The sequence below is a fragment of the Micromonospora sp. WMMD980 genome, assembly GCF_029626035.1.
In the GTDB taxonomy this organism is placed as follows: Bacteria; Actinomycetota; Actinomycetes; order Mycobacteriales; family Micromonosporaceae; genus Micromonospora.
The window spans coordinates 5,100,833-5,113,130 of record NZ_JARUBE010000003.1 but is presented as its reverse complement, the minus strand read 5'-3'; the positions used below and the strand labels follow the sequence as shown (position 1 = coordinate 5,113,130).

Annotated in this window: 9 protein-coding genes and 1 pseudogene; 6 read left to right on the top strand and 4 right to left on the bottom strand. The window is 67.2% G+C overall.

Features of this window, described 5'->3' with window-relative positions:
• Positions 1-187: 187 nt before the first annotated feature.
• On the top strand, positions 188-1,123 hold the full coding sequence (locus O7618_RS24030) for a replication-relaxation family protein (RefSeq protein WP_278108385.1): 936 nt from the start codon (positions 188-190) through the stop codon (positions 1,121-1,123).
• Between the two features lie 347 nt (positions 1,124-1,470).
• Here O7618_RS24030 and O7618_RS24025 read toward each other — a convergent pair whose 3' ends face one another.
• Entirely contained in the window at positions 1,471-1,596 is a 126-nt protein-coding gene (locus tag O7618_RS24025; protein WP_278108384.1) for a hypothetical protein, read from the bottom strand.
• 56 nt (positions 1,597-1,652) lie between these two features.
• Here O7618_RS24025 and O7618_RS32290 point away from each other — a divergent pair.
• Positions 1,653-1,850 (top strand): annotated as a pseudogene (locus tag O7618_RS32290) (hypothetical protein); the annotation flags it as partial.
• A 483-nt stretch (positions 1,851-2,333) separates the two neighbouring features.
• The gene (locus O7618_RS24020) at positions 2,334-2,666 is read left to right on the top strand and encodes a hypothetical protein (protein WP_347405393.1); all 333 of its coding nucleotides are present in this window, start codon (positions 2,334-2,336) and stop codon (positions 2,664-2,666) included.
• On the opposite strand, the gene O7618_RS24015 is transcribed toward O7618_RS24020, so the two are convergent.
• Both O7618_RS24015 and O7618_RS24010 read right to left on the bottom strand, forming a co-directional pair.
• The gene (locus O7618_RS24015) at positions 2,663-3,652 is read right to left on the bottom strand and encodes an IS3 family transposase (protein ID WP_278109923.1); all 990 of its coding nucleotides are present in this window, start codon (positions 3,650-3,652) and stop codon (positions 2,663-2,665) included. The genes O7618_RS24020 and O7618_RS24015 overlap by 4 nt on opposite strands.
• Positions 3,653-3,684: 32 nt before the next feature.
• Positions 3,685-3,909 (bottom strand): hypothetical protein, encoded by a 225-nt coding sequence (locus tag O7618_RS24010; RefSeq protein WP_278104785.1) that lies wholly within the window; start codon positions 3,907-3,909, stop codon positions 3,685-3,687.
• 998 nt (positions 3,910-4,907) lie between these two features.
• Here O7618_RS24010 and O7618_RS24005 point away from each other — a divergent pair.
• A complete protein-coding gene (locus O7618_RS24005) occupies positions 4,908-6,224 on the top strand; it encodes an ATP-binding protein (protein ID WP_278108383.1) in 1,317 nt (438 codons plus the stop codon).
• Here the strand turns inward: O7618_RS24005 and dcm are convergent.
• Entirely contained in the window at positions 6,214-8,172 is a 1,959-nt protein-coding gene (dcm, locus tag O7618_RS24000; RefSeq protein WP_278108382.1) for a DNA cytosine methyltransferase, read from the bottom strand. The genes O7618_RS24005 and dcm overlap by 11 nt on opposite strands.
• A 380-nt stretch (positions 8,173-8,552) precedes the next feature.
• Between dcm and O7618_RS23995 the strand changes: the two genes are divergently transcribed.
• On the top strand, positions 8,553-10,538 hold the full coding sequence (locus O7618_RS23995; RefSeq protein ID WP_278108381.1) for an AIPR family protein: 1,986 nt from the start codon (positions 8,553-8,555) through the stop codon (positions 10,536-10,538).
• A gap of 42 nt (positions 10,539-10,580) precedes the next feature.
• Complete coding sequence (locus tag O7618_RS23990; RefSeq protein WP_278108380.1) at positions 10,581-12,095, top strand: ATP-binding protein; 1,515 nt, start codon at positions 10,581-10,583, stop codon at positions 12,093-12,095.
• Positions 12,096-12,298: the final 203 nt, after the last annotated feature.

Here is a 12,298-nt window from a genome sequence, read left to right as displayed (position 1 = left end):
ACGAGACCCGCTGTGCCCGGCGCTTCAGCAGTCAGTGCCGACCTCCGTTCTACCGTCCGTCTTGATCCTGACCCCCAACCTGACCCCTCACGGCCGCTCACACCCCAGGCCAGCCCCGCTGTCAGGAGTCTGGGACCGCTCCAGAAAGACCCTCCAGTCTCGGGTCTCTCCCCAGGGGTTTGTGCCGATGGGTAGACACCTACCAGCAGCGGATCCGCTACTGCGGCTGCAGGCCAGCATCACCGCCCGCGACGACCGCCTCCTCGGCTGGCTCTACGACCACGGCGTGCTCACCACCGACCAGATCGCCGCCGCCCTATTCCCGTCCCTGGACTTCACCCAACGCCGCCTACGCCGCCTCACCCTGCTGCGGGCGGCGGACCGGTTCCGACCCAACAAAGCCGACGGCGGCTCCTACCCCTACCACTACGTCCTGGACCAACTCGGCTACGACCACGTCCACGCCCAACGCGGACTCCCACGAGGCCGCCGGGACCAAGCCCGCCGCCGCAAACAATCACTCACCCGCCGGCCGGACCTGCCGCACCTGCTCGGCGGCAACCAGGTCTTCATCGACCTCGCCGCCCACGCCCGCACCCACCCCGACACCGAGCTGGTCCGCTGGCAGCCCGCATCGGCCTACCACGAACCCGGCACCCTCTACCGCAAAGGCGACGACCCGCAGTTCATCCTCGCCGGACCGACCGGCTTCCCCCGGCCGGACGGCGCCGGGGTGTGGGCCGAGCACGGGCGGTCCGTGCCGTTCTTCCTCGAGTACGACACCAGCGGGGAAAACCTGCAGGTCCTCATGGACAAAGTCATCAAGTACGAGCGGCTGTACACCATGAGCACCTGGGCGTGGCCGGTGCTGTTTCACCTCCCCTCTGCACGACGCGAGGCGAACCTGCACCACCGCCTCGCCGGGATCAGCCTGGAGACGGTCATCGCCACCACCACCGCCGAACTGCGCACTGCACTCGCCGCCAGCCCCGCCAACCAGATCTGGCAAGTACGCGGCCGTACCGGCCGTCACCGACTCATCGACCTGCCCTACACCGACACCGATCACGACGACCGATACCCCACCCACCACCAGCCCACCCCCGACGAGCGGGCCGCCTAATGAGGGGATCGGAACACACGGCCCCGTGCGGTGCATGCCGGCCGCACACGCCGCCGAACCCACCCCCATCCGCCAGCTCGCCGGTCCGGTAACCGTCACCCGCCCTACGGGCACGCACCGAGGCGACCGGAAGCGAACTGCGCCCGACCGGAAGCTGTCAGAGTCTGTCAGCCACGCTGTCCGGCCACAGCGCCCGCGCCCGCACTCACACGGCGGCACGCCGCTGTGAGTTCCTGTGAGTGGCGAACGTCTTCACGCGACCCGCCGCCGACTCCGGCCGGCGGAACCCAGCGATCAATCTTCAACGAATTCCTACCACCGCCCGGAGCGGCGGATCAGCCGCAGTGCTAACTATCGCCGAAAAGTGACAGTTGCAGCTGATCGGTCACAACAACCTTCGCGCCGCCGGCCGGAAAGCCGAAGAGACCGGACGGCTTGATCTCCGGGCGAAGGTGAGCGTCGATCGTGTCCACCGTCCGTCCGGTAGTCCGTCCCGGACGACGTAACCGTCGACGAAAGGGACTTCGCCATGCCTCGTGAACGCCTCAGCCTGCTCGCCGTGATCCACGGCGATGTGACCGACCCACTCCTGTGGCGGCTCGCCCTTGATGTCACCGCCGCCCACCAACCCGACAGCCACGGCAACTGCCGCAACCTGCAGTGCGCCGGCCAGCGCGGCATGTGCGCCGCCGCCCGCACCGCCCGCCGAGCCATGAACCTCGCCCGGCCAGCAGGGCCATCCGCCACCCCGCCCACGAGCCGGCGACCGCACCGGCGCGCGACTGTGGCCGCCCTCCGGCCGCTGCCATTTCGTGGCTGGTTCACCACCTCGCCTGCACAACCAGCGGCGGGCAGGCTCCCGCAGCGATCTCCTCAGCCCTCCTTTTCGGCACCGACGGTTGCATAGGACGACGCCCGACCTGACCCGCAAGATCCGCCAGCGATTGCCCGCATATAGGACCGGGCCGTGGACCTGGCCTGATCAATCGTCGTCTCCTCAGCGTCGGGCCAGCGCCGGACCGCCCGTGCGACGGCGCCGAGAATACCTGGCCGTCGACCTGCGCCCGCGTCATCGTTGGGATAGGCGGCGAGCCAGGGCTCACGCAGCGTCGTCTCCCCTGCAGCCGAGGGCCTCGACCGCAGGGGGATCGCCAGGTATGCCCTCGAAGTGAGCTGCATTCGGGCCGTCCGTCGACGTCGGTCGAGCCCAATGGGTACTGGTAAACAGGGTGAAAGTTGGCTGGGAACCCGGGTGGCCCTCTACCGAGATACCGAGGAGGCGATTGTGATGACGAGTGCCGACGGCGGCGCCCCGCCGTCTCGGGAAGGGTCTCGAGCCTGGGTGGCCACAGCCCAGGGATCTCATTTGCGAGGACGGCGTACACGAGACACCGCACCCGAAATGGCGTTGCGCCGCGCCGTACACGCACTGGGTCTCCGATTTCGCCTGGGGCGGACCCTGTTCAACCGTTGCCGGCCGGACCTCGTGTTCCCCGGTCGGAGCCTGTCAAGTCAACTGAGACATTTTCTTGATTTTGTTTAGCTTTGTGCTGCTGGTTGGTTGGGCACGGGCGAGGCGGTGGTCTGTTCGGGGTCGCTGTTGTCGGGTTTGTTGATCCATGCCCGGTCCGGGAGGCGGGGCGGGCGTGGACGGCGGCGGCCGAACCGTTGCGGGTGCGCTGCCCAGGCCGCGTCGAGGGTCTGTTGCCGCTGTTCACGGATCTGCCCGGCGGTGCCGTGATGCACCGATGCCGGGGTGTGCAGGCCGACCCCGGAGTGCCGGTGCTCGTGGTTGTAGTAGGTGTAGAACGCCTCGCAGTGCTGCCGGGCGTGCTGGATCGACCCGAACCGCTCGGGAAACGTCGGGTCGTACTTCAACGTCTTGAAGCTCGCCTCGATGTACGGATTGTCGTTCGATGTCTTCGGACGGCTGTGGCTACGGCCGATCTTCAGATCGGTCAGCAGCTGGGTGACGGTCTTGCTGGTCATCGCGGCGCCACGGTCGGCGTGCACGGTCAACTGATCGGCATCGACGCGTTCGCGGGCGGCCGCGTCAGCGATCAGCGCCTCGGCGAGCTGGCCGTCCTCGTGCGCGGCGACCAGGTGCCCGACGACGTAACGGGACCAGATGTCGATCACGGTGTAGAGGTGGAACCAGACGCCCTTCTGCGGGCCGCGCAGCTTGGTGATGTCCCAGGACCAGACCTGGTTCGCCGCGTCGGCCACGAGTTCGGGTTTGGTGCGGGCCGGATGGCTGGCCTGGCTGCGGCGTTCGCCGCTCTGCCCGGCAGCCCGCAAGATCCGGTACATCGTGGACTCCGAGCACCACCAGCGGCCCTCGTCGAGCTCGCGGGCCCACACCTGCGCCGGCGCCAGATCTTGGTACTCGGGCCGGTTTAGCAGTTGCAGCACCTGCTCACGTTCCGCCTCGGACAACGCCGACGGCGGTGGCCTGCGCGCGGTCCGCGGCCGTGAGATTAGCGGTGGTACGCGGTGCCGGTAGAGCGTCGCGCGGGAAACACCGGTCAGCCGGCAGGCCCCGGCGATGCCCCACGCCGGGGTCAGCGCCTGCTGTGCCTCGGCGAGGACGGGTTCGGCATCGGCGCGGAATCCGCGCTCTCGGAGAGCAGTTCCAAGAGCGCGTGCGCTTTTCCCATGATCTGCAACGCGGTCTCAGTCTTGGCCAGCTTGGCCTGCAAGCGGGCGTTCTCCCGCTGAAGACGGGCAAGTTCGGCGCTCTCGGCCTTCTTCGCTGCCCGCGCGGCCGATTGCCGCCGGTCCGTCAAGCCGGCCGACGCTCCGGCGTCTCGGGCCTTGCGCCAGTCGAGAATGTGTGACCCGTACAACCGTTCCCGGCGCAGAATCGCCCCGCGAGCCGCCGCGTCCGGCGCCGCGTCGTACTCGTCCAGGATCCGCGCCTTGAACTCTGCGGTGAATGTCCGCCGCTGGGGCCGGGCGTCCGGATCCAGGCTCTCGTGGGGCTTCGACGTTATGCTAATGATCTCTCCTCAGGACCGTCCAGGAAGAGTATCCCCTGGTAGACGGGCTGTCTCACATCAGCGTGACAGGGAGGGGGTCCGCGCGTCGCGGTGTTCGTGAACGGGTGCTTCTGGCACGGTTGTCCGCAGCACGGACCCTCCAGATTCCGTGGTCCCAACGCGCCGAGAGGTGGAGGACGAAGATCGCCACGAACAGGGCCCGTGATCAGCGGGTCGACAACGAGTTGATCGAGGCCGGTTGGCGAGTGGTCAGGGTGTGGGAGTGCGAGGTTCGTCGAGGGGTTGAAGAGCCGGCGCGTCGAGTTTTTGTCGAGGTGCGTGGCCCGTCATGCGCGGACACCACCCCCGCGAGTCCGGTCGCCCGGACGGCCGCAAGTCAGAACCTCGCCGCTGGGTGACTGGTCTGCCTCCTGCGTTCCGGAAGCTGCGCACCTGTTCCACCCACGGGTGGCTAGCCGGATGGGGTCCGATCCGCCGATCGTCACATCCACCGCGGTCCGTCCGACTGGTCCCAGTCGAGCACTCTGGTCGTACCCATGTTCTAATCTGGCGCGCGTGTCGAGGGGAGGTGCCGTCATGCATCGGGAAGCTTTGATCCACTCTGCCGAGGGCAGGCAAAGTTCACCGGAATCTCATCCCAGTTCGCGCGCAAGCGACCGCTCGACCGCCCGGCCTTCCGTGTCAAAAGTTGGGCTTCAGGCGCATCGCTGTGCGTCCCATGAGGTGGGTCGCGCAGGAGTATGACATCCTGGTCCCCGTCGTCGTTATCGAACGGAGGAAGCGTCGTGGGCGTGCGAAACCTGTACAGCGTGGCGCCGTCTGCTGCGCGGTTGACCGACTCGCTGCGTGACATCGGTTACGACTTTCCGACTGCGGTGGCTGACGTGGTGGACAACAGCGTTGCTGCGGGCGCGAGTCGGGTCGAGATTGACGTCGTGTTCGATGGTTCCGACTCATGGGTGATGATCGCCGACGACGGCGAGGGGATGAGTGCCAACGGACTGTTGGAAGCGATGCGTTACGGCAGCCGACGCGACTACGGTCGCGGTGATCTCGGTCGGTACGGGCTGGGGTTGAAGACTGCCTCTCTGTCGCAGTGCCGGTCCCTGACGGTGGTCAGCCGCAGGAGAGCGGCCACGGCCCGCACCGTCTCGCGAATGATCGATCTTGACCTGATCGCCGAGGTGGACGACTGGGTCATCGCCGAACCGGCAGACGACGATCAGGTCACCCGAGCCCGCAAGGCGGTGGCGGACACGGGAGGGACCGCTGTGCTCTGGCGCGGTCTCGACCGCGTTCTGCCGGAACGTAAGCCTGAGGGCGGCTGGGCGCGTCGCCGACTGGAGGCGCTGGCAGGCAGGACGGCAGACCATTTGGGTACGGTTTTCCACCGTTTCCTCGAGGGTGAGGTTGGCGGTGGTCTCGTGATCACGATCAACGGCGAGAAGGTCCGGCCGTGGAACCCATTTGCTCCAGACGAGCCCGCCCGCGAGGTGCTTCCACCGCTGCGCTTCGAGGTCACAGTCGGTGAAGCCGCCGGCACGGTGGCACTACAGCGATACGTCCTGCCGTCTCGCGATCAGTTCACGTCCCAGGCGGAGTTCGAGCGGCTGTCGGGCCCGCTGAACTGGAACCGTCAGCAGGGCCTATACATCTACCGCGCCCAGCGGTTGGTCCAGTGGGGCGGCTGGAACGGGATGCGGGGCATCGACGAGCACACGAAGCTCGCGCGGGTAGCACTGGACTTCGACACGGACCTTGACGTGGTGTTCAACATCAACGTGGCGAAGATCAGGGTGGCGATGCCGCCGCAGCTGCGTCAGCTGATCGAACGTCCCGTTCACGAGCTGTGCATGCGTGCGGACGACGCCTACCGCAAGAACTCGCGCAGTGCCGCCGAGGGCTCGAAGGCAGGCTCCGAGCAATTGGCCGCCTTGTCTCGCGGTGAGGCGTCTGGGGCGGCGCCGCCCATGCCAGTTGTCGGTTTGGCGCTGCGCGCCGCAGCAATGCGTGCCGGCGAGTATGCGGCCCTGCAGCGTATCGGGGAGATGTTGCGGGCTGAGGCACCTGACGTCGCCGCCGCGCTCGGCTTCAGGGACTGATCACCCGCTGCCGCGCGGTCCGACTGCCCCATTTGGGGGCTTCGCTGCACGTCTTGTTCAACGGGCAGCGGGGACAGGCGGGGTCGGTGGGGCGGCATACGGAGGTTGCCAGCTCGATGAGTCCCAGGTGCGCTCGCCGTGCGTTGGTGTCATCGCCGATCATCCGGGCGACGGCCAGACGCCCAGCGGTCATCCTGTGGCTTCGTTCGACGTGCTCGCCGGTGAAGCGGGCAGCGACGCGGTGGGTGCCCTTGGTGATCAGAACAGGCTCCTCCGCGTCGTCCTCGCCGCGGGTCGGGATCGCGAGGACGGCGAGGTCGATTACCGAAGCGTCGACCCCGCGGAGACTATGAATCTTGTCGTCGTCGAGCGGGTCGGGTAGCGACCTGAGCGTGCGCGCCAGTTCGAGCAGCCGCTCGGCTCGGTGCGCGCGGTTGACCCACCGCCCGATCTCGAGAAGTTCGTCGCCGGCGTCAACGGTGTCCTGCGGCTGCTCCCATCGTTCGAGCAGTGACCAGAGGATTCGGATCTGCTCGGGTGCCGCCCGGTCGAGGAGCATCTCGGCCGAGATGACCTGCCACCGCGTCCGGGCGCGCAGCCACGGAAGTGTCGGCTCGCCTAGGCCGTCGAACCAGGTGGCGAGGGCCTGGGCGATGTCGTGGCTGCGGTATAGGGCTGGCCTCAGGGCGTCCAGCGCTGTCATGACGGCTCGTCCGAGCTGGGTGCCGAGCGCTGGGGGTACGGCGTTGCCGATCTGGCGGAACGCCGCCGACGGCGGGCCGGCGAAGCGGAACCAGTCGGGAAAGGTCTGCAGCCGCGCGGCCTCACGCACAGTCAGTGTGCGGTCCTGACGGGGATGGATGTACCAGTAGCCGTCCTTGGCAATGTGCGCGGTGATGGTGCGGGAGTAGGTATCCTCGCTCAGGCGTTTGTACTTGTCGTCGAAGATATCGTCGCGGTAGCGCTTGACGTCGTCCGGCAGGTCCGAGTATCTGGTGCCAGCGTCCATCATGTCGAAGGCGCGCAGGTCGTCCTCGCGTACGGGTCGGGTGATGTGGTCGAAGACCTTGCCCGCGTCCGACGGTGCGACACCCCTGCGCATGTGCTTCTGAAAGGCAAACATCGGACCGGTGTAATCAGTCCAGCCGTCCGCCCCGCCCTCGGGCCTCCAGCCGCCCTCTACCTCGGGTAGGTCGCTGATCGCGTTCCATACCGACACCCGGTCCGGTACCTCCTCCGGCCAGTCGAAGGCGATCCCGTCTCGCAGTGCGACCAAGATCAGCCGCTGGCGGAACTGCGGTACGCCGTAGCGCAGGGTGTCGACGACTCGTTCCTCGACCGCGTAACCGATGGACTCCAGCTCGTGGACCATGGTGCGGAGGATGAACATCTCCCGGTCGAGTGCCATGTCGGGGACGTTTTCCATGATCACGGCGGCGGGTCTTGCCAGCTGGATCACTTCCAGGAACGAACGCCAGAGGTCCCGGCGTTCGTCGTGCGCCGGGCGAAGGCCGTGGCGGACTTGGTGACGGATCAGTGAGCGGCCCGCCCGGGAGAAGGGCTGACACGGCGGACCACCGGCGAGCAGCTCGATCCCCGCCTCCTTGACCAAGGCGGCGATCCGTCTGACATTGGCGGATTCGCCGAGGTCGCAGTCGAGGGTGAGGCCGGGGTTGTGGTGCCGGTGCGTCTCGACGGACTCAGGGTCGCGGTCGGCTGACAGGACCACGCGGAACCCAGCCTCGGAGAGACCCAGACTTAGACCACCGGCACCGCTGAACAGGTCCGCCGCCAGCCGGTCGCCTCGATCACGGCACGTCGCCGCGAAGCGGAGGAACTCGTCGTCGTCCCTGCATGCCTGAGGGTGTGGTGTCAGGCGCACGAACGGGCCACGTACGAGCTTGACCCCATAGCCCGCCCGACGTCGTTCGACGGCATCGTCCGTCACCCGTGTCACCTCCCGATCGGCAAGAACGCACTGCGCAGGTTACCTCCGCGGTCCGACGCCACGCGTCCGGCCGCTCCGCGTTGTCGCCACAGGCTCGTCGACCCTGACGAGACCACAAGATTCCTCGGCCTCCGATCGCGCCTGAGGTGGTTGGTTCGGCTGACCCGGAACAGGACCAATGCGGTGACCGTGCCTCGGCCCAGTGGGTCTTGTCGGTCCTGTCCATATCGTGGAGAGTTGGTGCCATCAGCGACCGAGTCGGCGCTTACTGTCACCGCACATGCCGAACGATCCTCCGGAGAACTGCATGCCCCTCACCAATCCGCCCGGGACGTGTGGCCCGCTGCACTGTGCCTGCGTCCCGCGGCAGAGGGTGTCGCGTGGCTGAACCGGACGTCGGTGCCTACGCGCACGGCCTCATTGAGGACGTCAGGGCCCAGGCTGAGATCGAGGGTTGCGACCTCCCGGAGGCCTTCACCCAGCTGATGCTCGACCAGTTGGCCGCCGACGGGCACACCGAGGATGCCGTAGCTGCGCACTTCAAGGACCACGGCGTCGAGGTCAGCGGCTACGGCGCAGCGTCCGATGACCGGTCGCTGGACCTGTTCCTCACCTACTACAGTCCTCGGGCCGATGACGACCACAAGATCGGGCGTGCCGACGTCGAGGCGGCGTTCCGGCGCTTGGAGAACTTCCTGTCCCGCTGCGTGAGAGGCACCGTGGCAAGGCGGGAGCGGTCCTCCGAGGTGGCCGGCATGTGTGAAGCCGTCGCGGAGAAGTTCGGCAGGGTCGAGTCGGTCCGTCTGGTGCTGATTACCAATGCACGCAGCGTCGCGCGTGAAGGCGTTCCGCCGATGTTGTTCGAGGGCCGGCACGTCACCCGGGAGTTGTGGGACCTGCGCCGGCTGGCGAACTGGTCGGCGTCCGGCAACAAGGCCGAACCGATCGTGGCGGAGTTTCCCGCAGGTCTACCCTGCCTGGCCACCCCGCGAACGGACGAGGACTACTCGGTCCTCCTCGCCATCGTGCCGGCCCGCGGCCTCGCCGACCTGTACTCCACACACGGAGCCAGGCTCCTGGAGCTGAACGTCCGCTCGTTCCTGCAAGTGCGTGGGGCGGTCAACCGAGGAATCCTCGACACCCTCAGAGATAACCCGGAGCGGTTTCTCGCCTACAACAACGGCATCTCGGCCACCGCGTCGAAGGTGGACTTCGAGGATGCCCCATCGGGGCAGCGGGTGATCCGTCGCATCCACAATCTTCAGATCGTTAACGGCGGGCAAACCACCGCGACCATCCACCACGCCCACCGCAACAAGGTGGACGTCGACGTGGCGTACGTGCAGATGAAGCTGACAGTTGTATCGCCGGACCGCCTCGACGACATCGTTCCGCAGATCTCGGCCTACTCCAACACCCAGAACCGTGTCACCGCCTCGGATCTGAAGGCGAACAGTGCGTTCCACGTGGACGTCGAACGCATCATGCGGACCCTGTGGGCGCCACCCAGTGCATCGCACCCTCACGACACCCACTGGTTCTACGAGCGCGCCCGGGGCCAGTACGCCAACGCACTGACCCGTGAGGGCACGCCTGCCCGGCAGAAGGTTTTCAAGGCAGCCAACCCGCCCGCCCAGAAGTTCACCAAGTCGGACCTCGCCAAGTTCGAACACTCCTGGGCAAAGGAACCACACCTGGTCAGCCTGGGTGCCGAAAAGAACTTCACCCTGTTCTCGCAACGCCTTGAAGAGCAGCCGCCCGCCGTGGACAAGCAGTACTGCCGGCACCTGGTGGCCAAGGCGATCCTGTTCCGGAAGATCGACAAGCTCGTCGCCAGGCAGAACTTCGGCGGCTACAAGGCGAACATCGTCACCTACACCATCGCGAAACTGGTCCAAGGGACCGGGGGAAGAATCGACCTGGACCGCATCTGGCGGACACAGGACCTCACCCTCGCGCTGCAGGACGCCGTCGCCGACCTCTCCCTGCTCGTGCACAAGGTCATCACGTCCCCGCCCGAGGGCCGCACCAACGTCGGCGAGTGGACCAAGAGGCCGGAGTGCTGGACTGCCGTGCAGGATCTCGACTGGGCCACGCCGCCGCCGCTCGCGGCGGAACTCGCCGATATCGACACCTACGCCCCGGACATGGACCTGATCAGGGGCACCACCGGGACCGACTGGGCCGACCTCGTCGCATGGGGCGTCGAGACCGGGCACCTCGACGCCGAGCACCGCAGATCCGCAGCGGAGATCGCCCAAGCCATTGACCAGGGGTGGGACCCCGCCGGCAAACACGTAGCCACCGGACTGGAGGCCATGCGTCGCGGCCGACGTAACGGGTTCCGTCCAGTCAGCGGATTCTGAAGGTTTCGCCGGCGCCGCCGGTCAACGACTCGGGAGCGGTAGATGTCCGTCTGGTTCCAGGAGGTTCCCACCGAGGGATCGGTGGAGCTGCCACCCGATCCACGAGCCTTGGATGCTCTCGGCCGTAACCACTCGTTGGAGACCGCCCTGGCCGACCTGGTGGACAACTCCATCGACGCCGGCGCGACCGACATTCTCGTCCGGTTCGTCCAACGCAACGCCCGCTTGGTCGGCCTCTACGTCGTCGACAACGGTCGTGGCATCACACCCGAGAGCATCGACGACGCGATGACGATCGGCGGGCAACGCCGCTACACGGGAGCGGATCTCGGCCACTTCGGCCTCGGGTTGAAGGCGGCATCGTTCAGTCAGGCGGCCAGTCTCAGCGTGCTCTCGCGTGCCGCCGGGTCGGAACCGGTCGGACGGCGCTGGCAGCTCGACGCCGGTCGCCAGACCTTCGGATGCGACATTGTTCCGGAGGCGTTCGCCGCCGCCGAAATTGACCGCGACTGGCAGCTCCCGACCGGCCAGTCGGGCACCGTCGTGCGGTGGGACAGCGTCAATGGATTCCCCTCGACAGATGACCCGGAGCAGGTCGACGAGTTCCTGAGTCGCACGATCTCGCATCTGCAGGGGCACCTCGGCCTGACCTTCCATCGCATCCTCGTCGACCGTGGCGTGCGAATCGTCATCGACGTGGAGGACGCCGACCTCGGCGCCGGGGTACGTCACCCGGTCGCGCCGATCGACCCCTTCGCCTACGCCGAGACCCTGCCCGGCTGGCCGAAACAGCTCAAGGCGCCGATCGAGGGGGCGAAGATTGTCCTTGACTGTCACATCTGGTCGCGCCGCTCCAACACGCCTGAGTACCGACTCCCCGGCGGGGCGGAGACGCGGCAGGGCCTCTACTTCTACCGCCGGGGTCGGCTCCTGCACGCCGGAGGGTGGGAGGGCATTCACGCGCCTGACACTCGGCTCCAGCTCGCTCGCGTTCGCATCGATATCGACGGTGACACAGCGGGAATGTTCGTGATGAACCCCGAGAAGTCGCGGGTGTCCGCCGGCCCCCGCTTCGCCCCCGCTGTTGCCACTGCCCAGGCCGACGACGGAACCACGATCACCGACTACCTCCAGGTGGCCGAGGCGGCGTGGGCCACCGCCAACCGCCGCAGGACCGCACGACGCAGTGCCGCGATACCACCCGGCAAGGGTTTCCATCCGAAGGTCACCCGCGAGATCCGCGACGAGTTACCCCTGCTGCACGAGGACCCCGTAAACATCCAGTGGAAGCGGTTCACCACGGACGCGTTCCTCGAGTTTGACCGCGACACCAGGACTCTGTGGCTCAACCGGACATACCGGCAGGCTCTACTCGGTGGACGTCGCGGCGGAAGCAACGATCTACCGGTGCTGAAGGCCGCGCTGTTCCTTCTCGCCGGCAACGTCTTCGAGGGTTCACACTTCGGTGCGCGCGACAAGGACAACATCGAGCTCTGGCAGGAGATCCTGACCGCGGCGGCCAAGGCAGAGAAGTCGACCTTCGAGGCCCGCCAGTGACCACAGCAGCAGACCGTCACCTCAGCACCGACAGCTTCAACGCCTACCTGCGCACCCGGGCCCCGATCGACCATCCCATCCCGGGATCGCCGCGGCTCGTGCTCTTCGTCGACCCTCACGCCTCCCGCATCGGGCTACGCGGGCCTGCCACGCCCCACGAGGTTCCACCAGCCGGCCTCGAACACCTCACCGCGCACACCGTC